Source organism: Streptomyces sp. NPDC050264, from assembly GCF_040655895.1.
Taxonomy (GTDB): Bacteria; Actinomycetota; Actinomycetes; order Streptomycetales; family Streptomycetaceae; genus Streptomyces.
In genome coordinates this window covers 1-21,346 of the sequence record NZ_JBFAKV010000004.1, presented here as the reverse complement: position 1 = coordinate 21,346, position 21,346 = coordinate 1, and the positions used below count along the sequence as shown (strand labels likewise).

The 21,346-nt window shown below is 67.2% G+C and carries 14 protein-coding genes; 8 read left to right on the top strand and 6 right to left on the bottom strand.

Going from position 1 to position 21,346, the window contains the following annotated elements; translation table 11 throughout:
- Positions 1 to 11: 11 nt before the first annotated feature.
- The 8 genes from rplL (at position 12) to tuf (ending at position 13,752) form a co-directional block, all read left to right on the top strand.
- The gene (gene rplL, locus AB0J02_RS07500) at positions 12 to 392 is read left to right on the top strand and encodes a 50S ribosomal protein L7/L12 (protein ID WP_363192644.1); all 381 of its coding nucleotides are present in this window, start codon (positions 12 to 14) and stop codon (positions 390 to 392) included.
- 586 nt (positions 393 to 978) lie between these two features.
- Positions 979 to 4,464, top strand: coding sequence for a DNA-directed RNA polymerase subunit beta (rpoB, locus tag AB0J02_RS07495; protein WP_363192643.1), 3,486 nt, complete (start codon positions 979 to 981; stop codon positions 4,462 to 4,464).
- A 97-nt stretch (positions 4,465 to 4,561) separates the two neighbouring features.
- The gene (locus tag AB0J02_RS07490) at positions 4,562 to 8,461 is read left to right on the top strand and encodes a DNA-directed RNA polymerase subunit beta' (RefSeq protein ID WP_363192642.1); all 3,900 of its coding nucleotides are present in this window, start codon (positions 4,562 to 4,564) and stop codon (positions 8,459 to 8,461) included.
- A 178-nt stretch (positions 8,462 to 8,639) separates the two neighbouring features.
- The gene (locus tag AB0J02_RS07485; RefSeq protein WP_363193027.1) at positions 8,640 to 9,119 is read left to right on the top strand and encodes a DUF1707 and DUF4190 domain-containing protein; all 480 of its coding nucleotides are present in this window, start codon (positions 8,640 to 8,642) and stop codon (positions 9,117 to 9,119) included.
- Between the two features lie 272 nt (positions 9,120 to 9,391).
- On the top strand, positions 9,392 to 9,763 hold the full coding sequence (rpsL, locus tag AB0J02_RS07480; protein ID WP_003948652.1) for a 30S ribosomal protein S12: 372 nt from the start codon (positions 9,392 to 9,394) through the stop codon (positions 9,761 to 9,763).
- A 2-nt stretch (positions 9,764 to 9,765) separates the two neighbouring features.
- The gene (rpsG, locus tag AB0J02_RS07475; protein ID WP_363192641.1) at positions 9,766 to 10,236 is read left to right on the top strand and encodes a 30S ribosomal protein S7; all 471 of its coding nucleotides are present in this window, start codon (positions 9,766 to 9,768) and stop codon (positions 10,234 to 10,236) included.
- A 39-nt stretch (positions 10,237 to 10,275) separates the two neighbouring features.
- Entirely contained in the window at positions 10,276 to 12,405 is a 2,130-nt protein-coding gene (fusA, locus tag AB0J02_RS07470) for an elongation factor G (RefSeq protein ID WP_363192640.1), read from the top strand.
- Between the two features lie 153 nt (positions 12,406 to 12,558).
- Positions 12,559 to 13,752 carry an elongation factor Tu gene (gene tuf / locus AB0J02_RS07465; RefSeq protein ID WP_363192639.1) on the top strand — a complete coding sequence of 398 codons (1,194 nt, stop codon included), beginning with the start codon at positions 12,559 to 12,561 and terminating at the stop codon, positions 13,750 to 13,752.
- A gap of 105 nt (positions 13,753 to 13,857) precedes the next feature.
- On the opposite strand, the gene AB0J02_RS07460 is transcribed toward tuf, so the two are convergent.
- From AB0J02_RS07460 to drmB, 6 genes are all read right to left on the bottom strand, one after another.
- The gene (locus AB0J02_RS07460) at positions 13,858 to 14,175 is read right to left on the bottom strand and encodes a hypothetical protein (protein WP_363192638.1); all 318 of its coding nucleotides are present in this window, start codon (positions 14,173 to 14,175) and stop codon (positions 13,858 to 13,860) included.
- Positions 14,172 to 15,563: a hypothetical protein gene (locus tag AB0J02_RS07455; protein WP_363192637.1), complete on the bottom strand. Its 1,392-nt coding sequence runs from the start codon at positions 15,561 to 15,563 to the stop codon at positions 14,172 to 14,174. The genes AB0J02_RS07460 and AB0J02_RS07455 overlap by 4 nt, the downstream gene beginning before the upstream one ends.
- Positions 15,560 to 16,003: a hypothetical protein gene (locus AB0J02_RS07450; RefSeq protein WP_363192636.1), complete on the bottom strand. Its 444-nt coding sequence runs from the start codon at positions 16,001 to 16,003 to the stop codon at positions 15,560 to 15,562. Before AB0J02_RS07450 ends, AB0J02_RS07455 begins: the two co-directional genes overlap by 4 nt.
- Before the next feature lie 113 nt (positions 16,004 to 16,116).
- A complete protein-coding gene (locus AB0J02_RS07445) occupies positions 16,117 to 18,090 on the bottom strand; it encodes a PIG-L family deacetylase (RefSeq protein ID WP_363192635.1) in 1,974 nt (657 codons plus the stop codon).
- 229 nt (positions 18,091 to 18,319) lie between these two features.
- Positions 18,320 to 19,123 (bottom strand): DISARM system phospholipase D-like protein DrmC, encoded by an 804-nt coding sequence (gene drmC / locus AB0J02_RS07440; RefSeq protein WP_363192634.1) that lies wholly within the window; start codon positions 19,121 to 19,123, stop codon positions 18,320 to 18,322.
- Positions 19,124 to 19,708: 585 nt separating this feature from the next.
- Positions 19,709 to 20,974, bottom strand: coding sequence for a DrmB family protein (gene drmB, locus AB0J02_RS07435; RefSeq protein ID WP_363192633.1), 1,266 nt, complete (start codon positions 20,972 to 20,974; stop codon positions 19,709 to 19,711).
- Positions 20,975 to 21,346: the final 372 nt, after the last annotated feature.

The following is a 21,346-nucleotide window of genomic DNA, read 5'->3' as shown; positions in this document are numbered from 1 at the left end:
GATCGCCCATCATGGCGAAGCTCAGCCAGGAAGACCTGCTCGCCCAGTTCGAGGAGATGACCCTCATCGAGCTCTCCGAGTTCGTGAAGGCCTTCGAGGAGAAGTTCGACGTCACCGCCGCCGCGGCCGTCGCCGTTGCCGGTCCCGCCGCCGGTGCCCCGGTCGAGGCCGAGGCCGAGCAGGACGAGTTCGACGTCATCCTCACGGGTGCCGGCGAGAAGAAGATCCAGGTCATCAAGGTCGTGCGTGAGCTGACCTCCCTCGGCCTGAAGGAGGCCAAGGACCTCGTCGACGGCACCCCGAAGCCGGTCCTCGAGAAGGTCGCCAAGGAGGCCGCCGAGAAGGCCGCCGAGTCCCTCAAGGCCGCCGGCGCCTCCGTCGAGGTCAAGTGACCTTGCGAGTCTGCTGACTCCTTTTCGGTGAAACTGCTCCCTCGGGGGCTGTAACGCTGACGTACCGAAGGGCGATCACCCAACTGGGTGGTCGCCCTTCGGCGTTCGCTGGCTCGCGCGTCAACGGTGCCTTGCACTGTCGGTCCCGCAGAGTATGGTGATCTTCGTTGTGCCTCAGGCCACTCCTGTTCGGTCAAGAGGGGGCCTTGACGAACCGCACGCAGCGCGCAATTCTCAGGACGCGTCGTCACAACGATCCGGATCCGAGGCATGGATCGACGACGAAGAGGGCAGTAAGGATGTGCGCTCAGCGCACAAGGCATGCCGCAGACGGTGGACGGTTGAGAACAACGAGGGTGTCAAAAAACCCGCACTGGACATCAGTGGGCCTTCTGGCTACACTGTCCCTTTGCGCTGCCTGTTAGCTGCTCCCTGCCCGTCACCAGGGGCATGCCCTCGCTTGAGCACAGTGGACTGAATCAGCCCTGACCTGGCCAAACGGCCAAGCTGGGGAAGGCTCTGTCGCTCTGCCCCGCTTGGGACCGGTACGCGCGTAGTGAGTCCGAGCCCTCGGAAGGACCCCCTCTTGGCCGCCTCGCGCAACGCCTCGACCGCGAATACGAACAACGGCGCCAGCACCGCCCCGCTGCGCATCTCCTTTGCAAAGATCAAGGAGCCCCTCGAGGTTCCGAACCTTCTTGCGCTGCAGACCGAAAGCTTCGACTGGCTGCTCGGCAATGACGCGTGGAAGGCTCGTGTCGAGGCGGCTCTCGAAAGCGGACAGAACGTCCCCACCAAGTCCGGTCTGGAGGAGATCTTCGAGGAGATCTCTCCGATCGAGGACTTCTCCGGGTCGATGTCTCTGACCTTCCGCGACCACCGCTTCGAGCCTCCCAAGAACTCGATCGACGAGTGCAAGGAGCGCGACTTCACGTTCGCCGCCCCGCTCTTCGTCACCGCCGAGTTCACCAACAACGAGACCGGCGAGATCAAGTCCCAGACGGTCTTCATGGGCGACTTCCCGCTCATGACCAACAAGGGCACCTTCGTCATCAACGGCACCGAGCGTGTCGTCGTGTCGCAGCTGGTCCGTTCGCCGGGTGTCTACTTCGACTCCTCCATCGACAAGACGTCCGACAAGGACATCTTCTCGGCCAAGGTCATCCCGTCCCGGGGTGCCTGGCTGGAGATGGAGATCGACAAGCGCGACATGGTCGGTGTCCGCATCGACCGCAAGCGCAAGCAGTCCGTCACCGTCCTGCTCAAGGCTCTCGGTTGGACGACCGAGCAGATCCTGGAGGAGTTCGGCGAGTACGAGTCCATGCGCGCCACCCTGGAGAAGGACCACACGCAGGGCCAGGACGACGCGCTCCTCGACATCTACCGCAAGCTGCGCCCGGGCGAGCCGCCCACGCGTGAGGCTGCTCAGACGCTGCTCGAGAACCTCTACTTCAACCCGAAGCGCTACGACCTCGCGAAGGTCGGCCGCTACAAGGTGAACAAGAAGCTCGGCGCGGAAGAGCCGCTGGACGCCGGCGTGCTCACCACCGACGACATCATCGCCACGATCAAGTACCTGGTGAAGCTGCACGCCGGTGAGACGGAGACGGTCGGCGAGTCCGGTCGTTCGATCATCGTCGAGACCGACGACATCGACCACTTCGGCAACCGTCGTATCCGTAACGTCGGCGAGCTCATCCAGAACCAGGTCCGTACGGGTCTCGCCCGTATGGAGCGCGTCGTGCGTGAGCGCATGACCACCCAGGACGTCGAGGCGATCACGCCGCAGACCCTGATCAACATTCGCCCGGTCGTGGCGTCGATCAAGGAGTTCTTCGGTACGTCGCAGCTGTCCCAGTTCATGGACCAGAACAACCCGCTCTCGGGCCTGACGCACAAGCGTCGTCTCAACGCCCTGGGCCCGGGTGGTCTCTCCCGTGAGCGGGCCGGCTTCGAGGTCCGCGACGTGCACCCGTCCCACTACGGCCGCATGTGCCCGATCGAGACCCCTGAAGGCCCGAACATCGGCCTGATCGGTTCGCTCGCCTCGTACGGCCGGATCAACGCGTTCGGCTTCATCGAGACGCCGTACCGCAAGGTCACCGGTGGTGTCGTCGGCGACGAGGTCGACTACCTCACGGCCGACGAGGAGGACCGGTTCGTCATCGCTCAGGCCAACGCGCCGCTGAGCGACGAGTTCCGGTTCGAGGAGGCCCGCGTCCTGGTCCGCCGTCGTGGCGGAGAGGTCGACTACGTCCCCGGTGACGACGTCGACTACATGGACGTCTCGCCGCGCCAGATGGTGTCGGTCGCGACCGCCATGATCCCGTTCCTCGAGCACGACGACGCCAACCGCGCGCTCATGGGCGCGAACATGATGCGGCAGGCCGTTCCGCTCATCAAGTCCGAGGCGCCGCTCGTCGGCACCGGCATGGAGTACCGCTGCGCCACCGACGCGGGCGACGTGCTCAAGGCGGAGAAGGACGGTGTGGTCCAGGAGGTTTCCGCGGACTACATCACCATCACCAACGACGACGGCACGTACACCACGTACCGCCTGCACAAGTTCTCCCGCTCGAACCAGGGCACCTCGGTCAACCAGAAGGTTGTCGTGGACGAGGGCGCGCGTGTGATCGAGGGCCAGGTCCTGGCCGACGGTCCCGCCACCGAAGAGGGCGAGATGGCCCTCGGCAAGAACCTGCTCGTGGCGTTCATGCCCTGGGAGGGTCACAACTACGAGGACGCGATCATCCTGTCGCAGCGCCTCGTACAGGACGACGTCCTCTCCTCGATCCACATCGAGGAGCACGAGGTCGACGCCCGTGACACCAAGCTGGGCCCGGAGGAGATCACCCGGGACATCCCGAACGTCTCCGAGGAGGTCCTCGCCGACCTCGACGAGCGCGGCATCATCCGTATCGGTGCCGAGGTCGTCGCCGGCGACATCCTCGTCGGCAAGGTCACGCCCAAGGGTGAGACCGAGCTGACGCCGGAGGAGCGCCTGCTCCGCGCGATCTTCGGTGAGAAGGCGCGCGAGGTGCGCGACACCTCGCTGAAGGTGCCGCACGGTGAGATCGGCAAGGTCATCGGCGTCCGCGTCTTCGACCGTGAAGAGGGCGACGAACTGCCGCCGGGCGTGAACCAGCTGGTTCGGGTCTACGTGGCGCAGAAGCGCAAGATCACGGATGGTGACAAGCTCGCCGGCCGTCACGGCAACAAGGGCGTCATCTCGAAGATCCTTCCGATCGAGGACATGCCGTTCCTCGAGGACGGAACTCCGGTCGACATCATCCTGAACCCGCTGGGTGTGCCGTCCCGAATGAACCCGGGACAGGTCCTGGAGATCCACCTCGGCTGGCTCGCCAGCCGCGGCTGGGACGTCTCCGGTCTCGCGGACGACTGGGCGCAGCGCCTGCAGGCCATCGGTGCCGACCAGGTCGCCCCGGGCACGAACGTCGCCACCCCCGTCTTCGACGGTGCGCGTGAGGACGAGCTCGCGGGTCTGCTGCAGCACACCATCCCGAACCGCGACGGCGAGCGCATGGTGCTTCCGTCCGGCAAGGCGCGGATGTTCGACGGCCGCTCCGGTGAGCCGTTCCCGGACCCGATCTCGGTCGGGTACATGTACATCCTCAAGCTCCACCACCTGGTCGACGACAAGCTGCACGCCCGTTCGACCGGTCCGTACTCGATGATCACCCAGCAGCCGCTGGGTGGTAAGGCCCAGTTCGGTGGCCAGCGCTTCGGTGAGATGGAGGTGTGGGCGCTGGAGGCATACGGCGCCGCGTACGCCCTCCAGGAGCTGCTGACGATCAAGTCCGACGACGTGACCGGCCGCGTGAAGGTCTACGAGGCCATCGTCAAGGGCGAGAACATCCCCGAGCCCGGCATTCCTGAGTCCTTCAAGGTCCTCATCAAGGAAATGCAGTCCCTGTGCCTCAACGTGGAGGTGCTGTCCTCGGACGGCATGTCCATCGAGATGCGCGACACCGACGAGGACGTCTTCCGCGCAGCGGAGGAGCTCGGCATCGACCTGTCCCGGCGCGAGCCGAGCAGCGTCGAAGAGGTCTGACGGGAGTCCGGCCGGGGGCTTTCCACGAGCCCCCGGCCGACCCCAGGACCCCCGTTTCAGACCACAGACTTACAACCCTGAGAGGGATTGACGCATAGTGCTCGACGTCAACTTCTTCGATGAGCTCCGGATCGGTCTGGCAACCGCTGACGACATCCGTCAGTGGAGCCACGGCGAGGTCAAGAAGCCCGAGACCATCAACTACCGCACGCTCAAGCCGGAAAAGGACGGGCTCTTCTGCGAGAAGATCTTCGGCCCCACCCGGGACTGGGAGTGCTACTGCGGCAAGTACAAGCGTGTCCGCTTCAAGGGCATCATCTGCGAGCGCTGTGGCGTCGAGGTCACCCGCGCCAAGGTGCGTCGTGAGCGGATGGGCCACATCGAGCTCGCCGCTCCCGTCACGCACATCTGGTACTTCAAGGGTGTCCCGAGCCGGCTCGGCTACCTCCTTGACCTGGCTCCGAAGGACCTCGAGAAGGTCATCTACTTCGCGGCGTACATGATCACGTTCGTCGACGAAGAGCGCCGTACCCGTGACCTGCCCTCCCTCGAGGCGCACGTCCAGGTCGAGCGTCAGCAGGTCGAGAACCGTCGCGACTCCGACCTGGAGGCCCGCGCCAAGAAGCTCGAGACCGACCTGGCCGAGCTCGAGGCCGAGGGTGCCAAGGCCGACGTGCGCCGCAAGGTGCGCGAGGGTGCCGAGCGTGAGATGAAGCAGCTGCGTGACCGTGCGCAGCGCGAGATCGACCGTCTCGACGAGGTGTGGAGCCGCTTCAAGAACCTCAAGGTCCAGGACCTCGAGGGCGACGAGCTGCTCTACCGCGAGCTGCGTGACCGTTTCGGCACGTACTTCGACGGCTCGATGGGTGCCGCGGCGCTGCAGAAGCGCCTGGAGTCCTTCGACCTCGACGAAGAGGCCGAGCGTCTCCGCGAGATCATCCGTACCGGCAAGGGCCAGAAGAAGACCCGTGCGCTCAAGCGCCTCAAGGTCGTCTCCGCGTTCCTGCAGACCAGCAACAGCCCCAAGGGCATGGTGCTCGACTGCGTGCCGGTCATCCCGCCGGACCTGCGTCCGATGGTGCAGCTGGACGGTGGCCGCTTCGCGACCTCCGACCTGAACGACCTGTACCGCCGCGTGATCAACCGCAACAACCGCCTGAAGCGGCTTCTCGACCTCGGCGCCCCCGAGATCATCGTGAACAACGAGAAGCGCATGCTCCAGGAGGCCGTGGACGCCCTCTTCGACAACGGTCGTCGTGGTCGCCCGGTCACCGGTCCCGGTAACCGTCCGCTGAAGTCCCTGAGCGACATGCTCAAGGGCAAGCAGGGCCGTTTCCGTCAGAACCTTCTCGGTAAGCGTGTGGACTACTCCGCGCGTTCCGTGATCGTCGTCGGCCCGCAGCTGAAGCTGCACCAGTGTGGTCTGCCGAAGGCCATGGCGCTGGAGCTCTTCAAGCCGTTCGTGATGAAGCGCCTGGTGGACCTGAACCACGCGCAGAACATCAAGTCGGCGAAGCGCATGGTCGAGCGCGGCCGCACGGTCGTGTACGACGTCCTGGAAGAGGTCATCGCCGAGCACCCGGTTCTGCTGAACCGTGCGCCGACGCTGCACCGCCTCGGCATCCAGGCCTTCGAGCCGCAGCTGGTCGAGGGCAAGGCCATCCAGATCCACCCGCTCGTCTGCACCGCGTTCAACGCGGACTTCGACGGTGACCAGATGGCCGTGCACCTGCCGCTCTCCGCGGAGGCGCAGGCCGAGGCCCGCATCCTGATGCTGTCCTCCAACAACATCCTGAAGCCCGCCGACGGCCGCCCGGTGACGATGCCGACCCAGGACATGGTCCTCGGTCTGTTCTTCCTCACCACGGACGGCGAGCTGCGCGACACCAAGGGCGAGGGCCGGTCGTTCGGCTCCACGGCCGAGGCGATCATGGCGTTCGACGCCGGTGATCTCGCGCTGCAGTCGCAGGTGGACATCCGCTTCCCGGTGGGCACCATCCCGCCGCGTGGCTGGACTCCGCCGGCCGCCGAGGAAGGCGAGCCGGAGTACCAGGCGGGCGACAGCTTCCGGCTGCGTACGTCCCTGGGCCGCGCGCTCTTCAACGAGCTGCTGCCCGAGGACTACCCGTTCGTCGACTACTCGGTGGGCAAGAAGCAGCTCTCCGAGATCGTCAACGACCTGGCCGAGCGCTACCCCAAGGTCATCGTGGCGGCGACGCTCGACAACCTGAAGGCGTCCGGCTTCTTCTGGGCGACCCGTTCCGGCGTCACCGTGGCCATCTCCGACATCGTCGTTCCCGAGGCGAAGGTCGAGATCGTCAAGGGCTACGAGGCCCAGGACGAGAAGGTCCAGAAGCAGTACGAGCGCGGTCTCATCACGAAGGAAGAGCGCACTCAGGAGCTCATCGCGATCTGGACCAAGGCGACCAACGAGGTTGCCGAGGCGATGAACGCGAACTTCCCGAAGACCAACCCCATCTTCATGATGGTTGACTCGGGTGCCCGAGGAAACATGATGCAGATGCGTCAGATCGCCGGTATGCGTGGTCTGGTGTCGAACGCCAAGAACGAGACGATCCCGCGCCCCATCAAGGCCTCCTTCCGTGAAGGCCTGTCGGTGCTCGAGTACTTCATCTCGACTCACGGTGCTCGTAAGGGTCTGGCGGACACCGCTCTGCGTACCGCCGACTCGGGTTACCTCACCCGTCGTCTGGTCGACGTCTCCCAGGACGTCATCATTCGTGAGGAGGACTGCGGCACCGACCGTGGCCTCAAGCTCGCGATCGCCGAGCGCGGCGCCGACGGCGTCCTGCGCAAGACGGACGACGTCGAGACCAGCGTGTACGCCCGTATGCTCGCCGAGGACATCGTCGTCGACGGCAAGGTCATCGCGCCGGCCAACGTCGACCTGGGTGACGTGCTCATCGACCAGCTGGTCGCGCACGGCGTCGAGGTCGTCAAGACCCGCTCGGTGCTCACCTGCGAGTCCGCGGTCGGCACCTGTGCCTACTGCTACGGCCGCTCGCTGGCCACCGGCAAGCTGGTCGACATCGGTGAGGCGGTCGGCATCATCGCCGCCCAGTCCATCGGTGAGCCCGGTACCCAGCTGACGATGCGTACCTTCCACACCGGTGGTGTGGCGGGTGACGACATCACCCAGGGTCTGCCCCGTGTCGTCGAGCTCTTCGAGGCTCGTACGCCGAAGGGTGTCGCCCCGATCTCCGAGGCCGCGGGCCGTGTCCGCATCGAGGAGACCGAGAAGACCAAGAAGCTCGTCGTCACCCCCGACGACGGCAGCGACGAGACGCCGTTCCCGATCTCGAAGCGTGCCCGTCTGCTGGTGGGCGAGGGCGACCACGTCGAGGTGGGCCAGAAGCTCACCGTGGGTGCCACCAACCCGCACGACGTGCTGCGCATTCTGGGCCAGCGTGCCGTCCAGGTCCACCTGGTCGGCGAGGTCCAGAAGGTCTACAACTCGCAGGGTGTGTCGATCCACGACAAGCACATCGAGATCATCATCCGGCAGATGCTGCGCCGCGTGACGATCATCGAGTCCGGCGACGCGGAGCTGCTGCCGGGCGAGCTCGTCGAGCGCTCGAAGTTCGAGACCGAGAACCGTCGTGTGGTCACCGAGGGCGGTCACCCCGCCTCCGGCCGTCCGCAGCTGATGGGTATCACCAAGGCCTCGCTGGCGACGGAATCCTGGCTGTCGGCCGCCTCCTTCCAGGAGACGACCCGAGTCCTGACGGATGCGGCGATCAACGCCAAGTCCGACAGCCTCATCGGCCTCAAGGAGAACGTCATCATCGGTAAGCTCATCCCGGCCGGTACGGGTCTGTCCCGCTACCGCAACATCCGGGTGGAGCCCACCGAGGAGGCCAAGGCCGCGATGTACTCGGCCGTCGGCTACGACGACATCGACTACTCGCCGTTCGGCACCGGCTCCGGCCAGGCCGTTCCGCTGGAGGACTACGACTACGGTCCGTACAACCAGTAGGCGAGCAGCTGCTTGAACCGCAGGGCGGTCACTCCGGGATTTCCCGGGGTGGCCGCCCTGCGGCGCGTTGCCGCATGATGGAATGCACAAAGTGTCCGGGTCCCGGGGGAGTGGTCTCGTGTCGAATTCTTCGTGGCAGCCGGCGCCCTGGCCGCCGCAGCAGGGGCAGCAGCCGTCGATGCTCGCCGCGCACGCCGACCGGGAGCGGGCCGTCGATGTGCTGCGGGCCGGTTTCGCCGAGGGGCGGATGCCGCAGGGGGAGTACGAGAAGCGGGTCGAGCGGGCCTATCAGGCGCGGACCGTGGGTGAGCTGAGCGTGCTGGTCGCGGATCTGCCGCAGGGGCCCGTACCGCAGCAGCAGATGCCGATGATGGCGCCCGTGCCGCGCACGTTCCTGCCGGCGCCGCCGCTGCCCGCGCCGACCAACGGGAAGGCCGTGGGGGCGCTCGTGTGCGGGGTGTCGACGTTCTTTTCGGTGGGCGCGACCGCGATTCCCGCGGTGGTCCTCGGGCACATGGCGCGCAAAGAGATCAAGCGGAGCGGCGAGCAGGGCGACGGGCTGGCGGTGGCCGGGATCGTGCTCGGGTGGCTCGTGATCGCGATCTGGGTGGTGTTCCTCACGCTCGTGATCGTGGCCGCGAGCGCGGGCAGCGCCTGAGCTGCGCCCGGCGTGTCCTGGCTGTGGGGTATTTGTTTTGACCACAGCGTATGAGATAGGTACGCTCAGACCTTGTGCCTGGGGTGTGCCTGGGCTCGCGTGCGTGTCTTCAACCGCACCGCGGGTCCCGATCGATTTCGATCAAGGTCACCGCAATCTGCCGCCTTCCCGCCATTGCGCGGGGGTCTGCAGTGTTCGACACACCCGACCGCGTGGGTCGGAGGGCGTTCCAGGTTAGCTTTACTATTCGGCACACAGAAACCGGAGAAGTAGTGCCTACGATCCAGCAGCTGGTCCGGAAGGGCCGGCAGGACAAGGTCGAGAAGAACAAGACGCCCGCGCTCGAGGGTTCGCCCCAGCGCCGTGGCGTCTGCACGCGTGTGTTCACGACCACCCCGAAGAAGCCGAACTCGGCCCTCCGTAAGGTCGCGCGTGTGCGTCTGACCTCCGGCATCGAGGTCACGGCCTACATCCCGGGTGAGGGACACAACCTGCAGGAGCACTCCATCGTGCTCGTGCGTGGCGGCCGTGTGAAGGACCTGCCCGGTGTTCGTTACAAGATCATCCGCGGCTCGCTTGACACCCAGGGTGTCAAGAACCGCAAGCAGGCCCGCAGCCGCTACGGCGCCAAGAAGGAGAAGTAAGAATGCCTCGTAAGGGCCCCGCCCCGAAGCGCCCGGTCATCATCGACCCGGTCTACGGTTCTCCTCTGGTGACCTCCCTCATCAACAAGGTGCTGCTGAACGGCAAGCGCTCCACCGCCGAGCGCATCGTGTACGGCGCCATGGAGGGTCTGCGTGAGAAGTCGGGCAACGACCCGGTCATCACGCTGAAGCGCGCGCTGGAGAACATCAAGCCGACCCTCGAGGTCAAGTCCCGCCGTGTCGGTGGCGCCACCTACCAGGTGCCGATCGAGGTCAAGCCCGGTCGCGCCAGCACCCTCGCGCTCCGCTGGCTCGTCGGCTACTCCCGCGCCCGTCGCGAGAAGACGATGACCGAGCGTCTGACGAACGAGCTGCTCGACGCCTCGAACGGCCTCGGCGCGGCCGTCAAGAAGCGCGAGGACACGCACAAGATGGCCGAGTCCAACAAGGCCTTCGCGCACTACCGCTGGTAGTCGCTACCCACATCGAGACCGAGAGAAGACCGAAGCCTTATGGCTACCACTTCACTTGACCTGGCCAAGGTCCGCAACATCGGGATCATGGCCCACATCGACGCGGGCAAGACGACGACGACCGAGCGGATCCTGTTCTACACCGGCGTGTCGTACAAGATCGGTGAGGTTCACGACGGCGCTGCCACGATGGACTGGATGGAGCAGGAGCAGGAGCGTGGCATCACGATCACCTCTGCTGCCACCACCTGTCACTGGCCGCTCGAGGACAACGACTACACGATCAACATCATCGACACCCCGGGGCACGTCGACTTCACCGTCGAGGTGGAGCGTTCCCTGCGTGTCCTCGATGGTGCCGTGACGGTGTTCGACGGTGTCGCCGGCGTTGAGCCGCAGTCCGAGACGGTGTGGCGTCAGGCCGACCGTTACGGCGTGCCGCGTATCTGCTTCGTGAACAAGCTGGACCGTACGGGTGCCGAGTTCCACCGCTGCGTCGACATGATCGTCGACCGCCTCGGTGCGACCCCGCTCGTCATGCAGCTGCCCATCGGTGCCGAGGCCGACTTCCAGGGTGTCGTCGACCTCGTCACGATGAAGGCGTTCGTCTGGTCGGCCGAGGCCGCCAAGGGCGAGGCCTACGACATCGTCGACATCCCCGCCACGCACGTCGAGGCTGCCGAGGAGTACCGCGGCAAGCTGCTCGAGGCCGTCGCGGAGAACGACGAGGAGATGATGGAACTGTTCCTGGAGGGCACCGAGCCCACCGTGGAGCAGCTGCACGCCGCCGTGCGTCGCATCACCATCGCCTCGGGCAAGGGCGGCGACACCACCGTCACCCCCGTCTTCTGTGGCACCGCGTTCAAGAACAAGGGCGTTCAGCCCCTGCTCGACGCCGTCGTGCGCTACCTGCCGACCCCGCTCGACGTCGAGGCCATCGAGGGCCACGACGTGAAGGACCCCGAGCTGGTCGTCAAGCGCAAGCCGTCGGACGACGAGCCGCTGGCCGCTCTGGCCTTCAAGATCATGAGCGACCCGCACCTCGGCAAGCTCACCTTCGTCCGGGTTTACTCGGGCCGCCTGGAGTCCGGCACCGCTGTGCTGAACCCCGTCAAGGGCAAGAAGGAGCGCATCGGCAAGATCTACCGTATGCACGCGAACAAGCGTGAGGAGATCGAGTCGGTGGGCGCCGGTGACATCGTCGCCGTCATGGGTCTGAAGCAGACCACCACGGGCGAGACGCTCTGTGACGACAAGCAGCAGGTGATCCTGGAGTCCATGGACTTCCCGGCGCCTGTCATCCAGGTCGCCATCGAGCCGAAGTCCAAGGGTGACCAGGAGAAGCTGGGTGTCGCCATCCAGCGTCTCTCGGAGGAGGACCCCTCCTTCCAGGTTCACTCGGACGAGGAGACCGGCCAGACCATCATCGGTGGTATGGGCGAGCTTCACCTCGAGGTGCTCGTCGACCGCATGAAGCGCGAGTTCCGCGTCGAGGCGAACGTCGGCAAGCCGCAGGTCGCGTACCGCGAGACGATCCGTCAGGCCGTCGAGCGCGTGGACTACACCCACAAGAAGCAGACCGGTGGTACCGGTCAGTTCGCCAAGGTGCAGATCGCGATCGAGCCCATCACCGAGGCCGACGGCCCGGCGTACGAGTTCGTGAACAAGGTCACCGGTGGCCGTATCCCGCGGGAGTACATCCCGTCGGTGGACGCCGGTGCGCAGGAGGCCATGCAGTTCGGCATCCTCGCCGGGTACGAGATGACTGGTGTGCGCATCACGCTTCTCGACGGTGCCTACCACGAGGTCGACTCCTCCGAGCTCGCCTTCAAGATCGCCGGTTCGCAGGCGTTCAAGGAGGGTGCGCGCAAGGCAAAGCCCGTGCTGCTCGAGCCGATGATGGCCGTCGAGGTCACCACGCCCGAGGACTACATGGGCGATGTCATCGGTGACATCAACTCCCGCCGTGGCCAGATCCAGGCCATGGAGGAGCGCAGCGGCGCTCGCGTCGTGAAGGGCCTCGTGCCCCTCTCGGAGATGTTCGGCTACGTCGGAGACCTCCGCAGCAAGACGTCGGGTCGCGCAAGCTACTCAATGCAGTTCGACTCCTACGCCGAGGTTCCGCGGAACGTCGCCGAGGAGATCATCGCGAAGGCCAAGGGCGAGTAACTCAATCGAGTTCACGCTTTAGGCTTGACTCCGGAGCCTCTTGGGGCATTTGCCGACAACCATCGGGAAATGCCCCGGGGCCCGGGCTTTCCAGCAAAGATCACCTGGCGCCGATGAAGCAAGGCGTACAGAACCACTCCGCAGGAGGATTCAGTGGCGAAGGCAAAGTTCGAGCGGACTAAGCCGCACGTCAACATCGGCACCATCGGTCACATCGACCACGGTAAGACGACCCTCACGGCCGCCATTACCAAGGTGCTGCACGACGCGTACCCGGACCTGAACGAGGCCTCGGCCTTCGACCAGATCGACAAGGCTCCCGAGGAGCGCCAGCGCGGTATCACCATCTCGATCGCGCACGTCGAGTACCAGACGGAGACGCGTCACTACGCGCACGTCGACTGCCCCGGTCACGCGGACTACATCAAGAACATGATCACGGGTGCCGCGCAGATGGACGGCGCCATCCTCGTGGTCGCCGCCACCGACGGCCCGATGCCGCAGACCAAGGAGCACGTGCTCCTGGCCCGCCAGGTCGGCGTTCCGTACATCGTCGTCGCCCTGAACAAGGCCGACATGGTGGACGACGAGGAGATCCTGGAGCTCGTCGAGCTCGAGGTGCGTGAGCTCCTCTCCGAGTACGAGTTCCCGGGCGACGACCTGCCGGTCGTCAAGGTCTCCGCTCTGAAGGCCCTTGAGGGCGACAAGGAGTGGGGCAACTCGGTCCTCGAGCTCATGAAGGCCGTGGACGAGAACATCCCGCAGCCCGAGCGCGACGTCGACAAGCCGTTCCTGATGCCGATCGAGGACGTCTTCACGATCACCGGTCGTGGCACGGTCGTCACCGGTCGTATCGAGCGCGGCATCCTCAAGGTCAACGAGACCGTTGACATCGTGGGCATCAAGCAGGAGAAGACCACCACCACGGTCACCGGCATCGAGATGTTCCGCAAGCTGCTCGACGAGGGCCAGGCCGGTGAGAACGTCGGTCTGCTCCTCCGTGGCATCAAGCGCGAGGACGTCGAGCGCGGCCAGGTCATCATCAAGCCGGGTTCGGTCACGCCGCACACCGAGTTCGAGGCGCAGGCGTACATCCTGTCGAAGGACGAGGGTGGCCGTCACACCCCCTTCTTCAACAACTACCGCCCGCAGTTCTACTTCCGTACCACGGACGTGACCGGCGTCGTGACCCTCCCCGAGGGCACCGAGATGGTCATGCCGGGTGACAACACTGAGATGACCGTTGAGCTCATCCAGCCCGTCGCCATGGAAGAGGGCCTGAAGTTCGCCATCCGTGAGGGTGGCCGGACCGTCGGCGCCGGCCAGGTCACCAAGATCAACAAGTAAGTCCGCTTACTTGCTGGGCTTGTTGCCTGGTAGCTCCCAAGAGCTCTGAAAGGGCCCGTACGACTTCGGTCGTACGGGCCCTTTCGCATGTTCGGCCGGTCCGGCTCAGGTGCCCGTCGCCCAGCGCACCGCGGCGATCACCACGAGGGCCGCGGCCGGCACCACCCACGGCCAGGCCATGACCCGGCGCACCGAGGGCAGCAGCCACAGGACGGCGACCGCGCCGGCCAGGGCCAGGGTGGCGAGACACGACACCTCGATGCCGCGGTAGGCGTCGTCGTCCCAGGCGCCCGACGGGCGGATCGTCACGGCCATCCAGCAGAACCAGGCCGCGAGCAGCGTGAGTGCGGCGAAGGGGACGGCGAGGACGACGCGCAGACAGCCGCGGTCGGCGTCGTCCGGGTGGGCGTCGGGGTGGCTCATGGGCGCAGCGCTCTCCTCGCGTCGTCCAGATCGTTGCTGAAGCCCCGCCCGTAGGCCTGGGCGTCGTCGGACTCCCAGTACGGGCCGCCGTTGTAACGGGCGGCGAGCTCCTGGTACTGGGCCTGGGTCATCTCCTCCGGCGGTACGTTCGCGAACTCGCTCTCCGCCTTCAGCTGGGCCAGGTACTCGGAGGCGATGAACATGTTCTGCGCGGGGTCCTGGAGCGCCTCCTCCACCATGCCGCGCTGCTGGTCGGTGAGGTGGTCGGGATCGTAGCCGAGGACCTCGGCGCCGCGGCGCACCTGGATGGCGATGGGCCCCATCGACGTGTTGTCGGGGTCGCCGCCGAGCCGCCAGGGCAGGTTCTCCGGGGTGATCGGGCTCAGCGGGGAGTCGGCCTGCTCGCGGATGGTGTCGGTCAGGTCGTCGAGGATGCCGGGCTGTCCACCGATCTCCTGCCAGGCGATACCGGCGACCATGTCGGGCGGCAGCCCCGAGTTGCGGGCCGCGGCGTTGATGATGTCCTTGTTCGCCGTGATCCAATCGGCGCGCTCCTGCGCGCTGCCCGGCGGGTTCCAGTAGTTGTCGCGGGCGCCGGGCAGGCTTGCGACCTGGAGGCGGATGTCGCGCAGCGTCGGCGACACGATCTCGTCCCCGGCGATGGGGTAGTAGTCCTGCTTGGGGCCGCTGCCGGGCAGGTGCATGAGCGGGTTCGAGCTCGCTTCGGCCGCCTCCCGGCGCAGCTCGGGGATGGCCGCCACGAGGTCGGCGCGGCCCGTCATGTACGTACGGAACTCCGGCAGCATGTCGTACCCCTGCTTCAGCCGGTGCACACAGAGGTCGCGGGCCTCCTTCTCGGTGGTCCCGGCCAGGTGGAAGTCGCCGCCCGCCGCGTCGTGCAGCCGGTTCGCCTCGTCCTTGATGTCGTCGATGTCCATGGTGAGTTCGGCGAAGAAGTCCATGACGCCGGTGGTGGCCCGCATGTCCTCCCACTGCCGCATGGGCTCGGCCTCCTGGGCCTCACGGGTGATGGCGGTGCCCTTGGTGTGGATCAGGTCGGCGAGAGCCTGCTCGTTCGACTTGCCGTTGGAGTAGTGGCTCTTGGCGGCCTCCAGCGCGGTCGCGTAGTCGCGCAGGGCGGTCGCCGCCTTTTCGTAGCCGTCGGCGAGCAGCGTCAGGAGTTTGCGGCTCTCGCGGAGACGGCCCTCGTAGTGGGTGCTGCCCTCGCTCTTCCACTGCGTGTGCTTCTCGGCCCGCTCGGCGGCGGGGTCCGTCGACGTGAGCAGGTCGTGTACGCGCTTGAACTCATCGGCGTTGCGCTCGACGAGCGCCGGGCTGCAGCTCTCCAAAAACTCGACGTCCTTGCGGTGACTGATGCCCTGGCTCATCGCGCCTCCGGGGAGAGGTAGCTGCCGTCGAGGACCTGCTGCAGGAACCGCTGCGCCGTGTCGTCCTCGATCTTCACGAAGTCGCCGCCGGCGGTGCGCAGCTTGGTGGACAGGGCCGCGAACAGGGCGACGGCGTCCAGGTACTGGTCACCGGCGAACGCGGCGAACCGGGTCACCTGCGCGGCGACGTCCTCGTGGGCCCGGGGGTCGCGGGCCAGCGTGGTGAGTTCGGCGTCGGGCCGGCCCTCGTGCAGCAGGCCGGCGATCTCGATCAGCAGGTTCGCGTTGCCGTTGATGGACGTGGCCTTGGCGATGAGCGTGCCCGCCGCCGGGGCGCCGTCTGCTCCGGCCTCCGGCGGCAGATGGTTGAGCCGCATCCCGGTCGAGCGCCGCTCCTGGGCGTCGGCCTTCAATTGGGCCCACTCCTCGTCGAATGACATGGCGTCCCCCTTGTCGTCCGCCCCCGTGACGGATCATCAAGCGACCATGGCAGCAGGACGGCGGCCGCGGGAGCCCCCGGAGCGTCACCGTTGTGTTGCAAACCGTGTACCTGTCAGGCCTTCGCCTGCGTCGGGCGCCACAGCCACGGGCGGGCGTCCGGGGAGAGGCCGGCGGCGGTGGGGCCGCGTCGGCCCGCGCTCAGTGCCGGGCCGTCCAGGGTGGTCGGGGCGGTGGCCGGGCGCGTGGTGCGGCCGTTGTGGAGGAGCTGGACGCTGCCGGTGGTGTCGCGGCCGAGGAGGTAGGGGCCTGCCGCGGTCACCGGGCCGTAGCCGGGGAAGTGCACGGCAGGGCCGCCCGGGGAGAGCAGGCGGGCGGAGGCCGGCGGGCGGTAGTAGAGGCGGTCGCCCGCCGCGGCTATCGCGTCCGCCGGGGTGGGCAGGCCGGTGAGCGGGTCGGGGCCTTCCGGGGTCCAGTGGTGGACGGTGTAGTGCCCGGGGGCGTACACGTGCACCTGCCGGTCGTCGCCGATCACGGCCGTGAGGCCGTCCTGGACCGGGCCGCCGCCGAGGTCGCGCCAGGGCGACCAGGTGCCGGACGTCTCGCGGATCCGCGTGCTGATGCCCTGGTCGGCGTTGCGTACGAAGAGGTGGACGCGGCCGTCGGGAGCGGTGACCGCCACCGGGACGCCGATGCGGCGGCCGCGGTCGGCGTCGGCCTCGGGGTTGCCCAGGCTCGTCCAGGAGCCGTACTTGCGCGGGCCGCGCTGCTCCAGGAGCACGATCTCGCGGAGGTCGCTCGCGCCCCTGCCCTCGATCGCGGAGAGACGGAGCCCGAACAGCAGCGTGCGGCCGTCGGGGAGCGCGGTGCTGCCCAGGACCGGGGCGAGGGGGCCGCCGCCGAGGTCGACCGGGGCGCCGAACGCCCCGTCCGCCTGCTCGTCGTAGCGGACCGCGCGCAGGCCGAGGACGCCGTACGCGGTGAGCCGTCCGTCGGCGTCCGGCGCGAGGGCGAGGCGCGGGCCGGGGTAGCGGTAGTGGGTCGAGCGGACCCAGCCCTTGCGGTTGGTGAGGGGGCGGTCGCCGCCGACGTTGTAGTCGCCGCAGCCCGCCGGGTTGCCGCAGCTCCAGTCGGGCGCCGCGCCGTACGGGACCAGGTGCGCGGCCTTCTGGTCGAGGACCTGCGGCGGGAGGTTCTTCGGCCAGTGGTGGTTGTAGTAGCCGCGGAAGGCGGTGGCCACGAACGCGGGCGGGCCGCCCTTCGTCTGCTGCGCCCAGCGGATCAGCGCGGCCCAGCTGAAGCAGGCCACCGCGGTGTGGTCGGCGTGGTCGGAGAAACCGATCTGCTCGCTGTCGCGGATCTGGGTGATCCGGTCGCTGTCCTGGATGTCGGGATCCGGGTCGAGGGTCTGCACGAGCGTCGGCCGGTAGCGCTCGAAGAGCTCCACGAGGACGCCGACCAGGGACTCGTAGTCGTACGTCTGGACCGTGCGCAGCGGCGAGCCCTCCGGGAGGAGGGTGCGCAGCAGCAGACCGCGGTCGCGCCACAGAGCGGGTACGCCCATGTGTCCGGCCGGGGTGTGCATCGCGAGGTTGAGATGGACCAGCTCGACGCGGCGGCCCCGGTTCTCCAGGGTGCTGACCTCGGCCTGGAACCCGTTGCGGAAGCGGGTGACGCTCGTGTTCCAGCGGGTGAAGACGGGCAGGCCGAGCTGGGTCGCGTACGACTGGCGCAGGCCTTGGTGGCGGGCCGCGGAGTAGGCCGCCTTGTCGGGGCGGGGCGCGCGGTCGGTCGCCGATTTGTTCATGCCGTTGGCCTCGCCGGCCGTGACGTACACGCAGACGAGCGGGGTGCCGGCGTCGAGCGAGTGCTGCGTGTCGGGGTTCATGAAGTACAGGTCGTCGTCGGGGTGGGCGAGGACCTGGAGGAGCAGGGCGCGCTCGGCCTGGGCGGCGGGGCGGCCGGTCGCGGGGGAGGGGGCGGTGGTGTGCGGCGGGGGTGCGGGGGCGACGCGGGAGCAGGCGCTGAGGGAGCCGACCGCGGCGAGGGCGCCGCCGGCGAGCAGCCCGCGCCGCGACAGACCCGGCACGAGCCCCTGCTCGGAACTTCTCTTAAGGGGCTTTTCGGACCCAGATATCGCAGGTCGCTTCCGCACGGTGACGCTCACTCCGTCCGCTGGCGAGGCAGCGGTCGGTCTGTCGCGCGCCTCTGTTCAGGTTTTTCACCTGGCTAGAGGGGCGGGCGGGGCGTCGGGTTCCATGCGCGTACATGTTCTGTTCACCCGCGAGGGGGCGGGGGCAGCTGCATACAGCGAGTGTTTACGCGTTGGAGCGGCGCATGATGTGTGCCTGCGGTGAGATGAGCCAGCGGAAATGATCGACCAGCGGTCCCACTACAGCAGGGTCACGCAAAATGATCCCCAACTCGATGTTGTCCGTCGACGCGCGGTCGGTGAGGTTCGCGCTACCGAGGACTGCAGTGTCTCGGTCGGCGGCTATGAGCTTGGCGTGAAGCACGCCGGAGCCGCTGAGTCGGTGCCAGACGCGGACGTCACTCGGCAGCGCGACGAAGGCGCGTGCTGCAGAGGTGGTCTCTTCGAGGAGCAGATCTACCTGCACCCCACGGCGAGCCGCATCGGTGATCTCGGCGATGATCGCTTCTGCGTCGCGGGCGGCGAAGCTGGAAATCAACAGCGAAGAGGATGCCGACCGGATGACTTCCAGGGCTATACCGCTCGTCAGCCGTGCAGGAACTGAGGGACTGACAGGTCCGCTGACGACTGGCTGCGCCAGAGGCGGATGCGCGGTTTCGCCGATGGCCTTCATGGCAAGGGACAGTGCGGCACCTGGTAGGTCGGGGCACTCTGCGGCCCAGGCGCGTATCGCTGTGCCCAGCTGCTCGGCGAGCCCAGCCGCCGGCTGAGCGAAGGCGAAGCGTGAAAGCTCGGGGTCTTCCGGTCCAATGGCCTGCTCCAGAACGCCTTCCCAAGCGATCGCTTGCTCACGGGGCAGCCGATCGTGCAGCGCGGCCAGGAGGTGGGGCAACCGCGGAGAACCAAGCCACTCTCGGGGGACGGGGAGCGAATCGGATGAACTGCGCTGTCCGGGAAAGTTCTCGCTCATGGGCGGAACGCGCAAGCGTTGTCCGCCAGCGTCTCGACCAGAAGAGCCCTGTCCAAGTAGTGGTTGCCCCGCTCACAGGAGGTCTCCGCCGCGAACAGGCAGGCGTGGCATGCGGCCCGTGTAGCCGAGCGTGTACACGTGGATCGTGCTCGGCGCACATGGGGGCGAACCGCACAGCCTCGCCTCGTCCAGAGCCTGGGAGACAGTCGGCCCGAGGCGGTCACTACGACCGAGGGAGACCAGCCCGCCCAGGGTTCCCTCGCTATCCGGCGCGGCCGTGTCCAGCAGGATCCCCGACATGGGATCAGGACCGGAGCGTGCGTAGATACGCTCCGCTATTCCTGAGGCCCCATAGCCGCGTTCCAGGGCGAATTGGCGATTGAGTACATGCGCCAGTGTGTGCAGGAGTACGTAACGGATGCCAGGCCAGCGAGGCTCCACACGGCGCGCGAGACACCAGTCCACGTGAGCTGCCTGGAGGACACGCTCACGGGCGAGCGCGGATCCTTGCCGCTCCCACTCGGCGAGCTTCTCTTCGTTGAGAGCGAGGAATACGCCTTCGCCGCGGAGTTCGGCACATGGGACTCAGGTGGGGTCCGTGCGGCTGAGCGGAGCGCCCCCACGCGTCTGAGACTCCTCCTCCGGCAGCCATTCGGGAGCTTCGATAGGAGTGAAGCCGGTGAGAGCCGAGACCTTGCGGAGTCTGTGAACGAGGACGACGCTGTCCAGCCAGTCCGTTGTCCCCTCTGGTACTTGGCGTTCGCGTACGGTCGTGAAGTTGGGCAGCGCCTGGTCGCGTGGCTGGGTGAATGCCTTCCACTCGGGGGTACTGAGGTCGAATTCATCGGCCTCGTCCTCCTGCCCGGTGTTGAGTGTTCGGGCTTCTTTGGTGATCGCGGTCCACACCGCGTCGGTTCCGTACTGCTCCAGCTCCGGCCAGCAGGCCTGAGTGGCGAGCAGCATCTTGGCCGCATCGGCAGGTACCGCTGCCGAGGGAAAGAGCAGTGCCCAGTGTTCTCGCACGGCCTGATCGAGTGGTTCGTCGGCGCGGGGGATGCTGAAGACCCGCAGCTGTGAGGCGAACCAGCTGTTGGTGGCGCCCAGCGCCATGGTCCTGGCGTGTTCTCCGCAGCCATTCTGGGCGAACGTGCCGAGATGCGGATGGTGACCCCGGCACGCGGGCAGATTGCGCTCACCGGCCTGTCCGAGGGCGTCCGCCATGGAGCGGACCCTGTCGCAGGTGCAGCGGACGAAGACGTTGGCGGCTTCGCCGGTGGTGCCGGACTCAGTGAGCGTGAGCGTACCGCCCTCGCAGGGGGCCGTGCCGCCGTGAACAAAGTAGACCCAGGGGAAGTCGTCCATGTGCCCGTCGGGGCAGGCGACCAGAAAGCGTGCAGGCCACGCGGTGGGTTGGCCCTTGCCTCCGCCGCCGCAGTTGGTGTGCACATACTTGGTCTTCTCGGGGCGGTAGAGGTTCGGGCGGAGCTGGAAGAGGCCGCTGCTCGCCGGGGCGAGCTGATTGCACCGCTCGCGTGAACAGCGCAGCCACCGGGGGAAGAGGCCGACCGGTACCCCCGTCCTAGTCCAGTCACCGTACGGATCGGCTGGATTCTCCGGCAGGTGGGGTGGCGTACGCAGTACGGCTACCTGGGTGCCGAGACGGCGGCGGACGGCGGCCAGGAGCCGGTCCTCCGACAGTACCCGGGCCCGGATCGGATCCCAGTCGTCCAGGCCCATGACCATGGTGGACAGGTTTGGCAGATCGGTAACGGCGCCGATGCCATAAGTGTGGAGGAGCTGACTGGGGCGAAGCTCCCCGACGCGCAGAGCCTGAGGGGCGGGGCTGGTCATGCGTTCTCTTACGGGTCCGGGTCGCTTGAGGGTGCGCTGTCGTCGGGCTGGGGGCGGGGGCGGGGGCGAAGGGTGGTTCGTCCCCCTCGACCGCGGCCTCACCGGAGAAGATCAGCCGGATCGGCGGTTCCACCTCGCGCAGGGACGTGGGGCAGGTCATCAGTCGCCAGGGACCGCTGTCAGGTTCCAGTATTGAACTTGATCGGGTGATGTCGGGCTGTTCGCCGGACAGCATGCGGGTGGCTTAGGTAGTCCTGGTGGGGTGAGATATCCGCAGGGCGGTGGCTTGACCGACGCCGAGAGGGCCGGGCGAGAGCGGGCCTTCCCCCACGAAGGTGGGCACGCGGTTATTGGTCACGCGGCGAGCGTGAG

Excerpts from the sequence above, each read along its gene's own strand:
- drmB (WP_363192633.1), bottom strand. The coding sequence starts at position 20,974 with ATGACCAGCCCCGCCCCTCAGGCTCTGCGCGTCGGGGAGCTTCGCCCC.
- AB0J02_RS07450 (WP_363192636.1), bottom strand. The coding sequence starts at position 16,003 with ATGTCATTCGACGAGGAGTGGGCCCAATTGAAGGCCGACGCCCAGGAG.
- fusA (WP_363192640.1), top strand. The coding sequence starts at position 10,276 with ATGGCTACCACTTCACTTGACCTGGCCAAGGTCCGCAACATCGGGATC.
- AB0J02_RS07455 (WP_363192637.1), bottom strand. The coding sequence starts at position 15,563 with ATGAGCCAGGGCATCAGTCACCGCAAGGACGTCGAGTTTTTGGAGAGC.
- AB0J02_RS07485 (WP_363193027.1), top strand. The coding sequence starts at position 8,640 with ATGCTCGCCGCGCACGCCGACCGGGAGCGGGCCGTCGATGTGCTGCGG.
- AB0J02_RS07460 (WP_363192638.1), bottom strand. The coding sequence starts at position 14,175 with ATGAGCCACCCCGACGCCCACCCGGACGACGCCGACCGCGGCTGTCTG.
- rplL (WP_363192644.1), top strand. The coding sequence starts at position 12 with ATGGCGAAGCTCAGCCAGGAAGACCTGCTCGCCCAGTTCGAGGAGATG.
- rpsG (WP_363192641.1), top strand. The coding sequence starts at position 9,766 with ATGCCTCGTAAGGGCCCCGCCCCGAAGCGCCCGGTCATCATCGACCCG.
- drmC (WP_363192634.1), bottom strand. The coding sequence starts at position 19,123 with ATGAGCGAGAACTTTCCCGGACAGCGCAGTTCATCCGATTCGCTCCCC.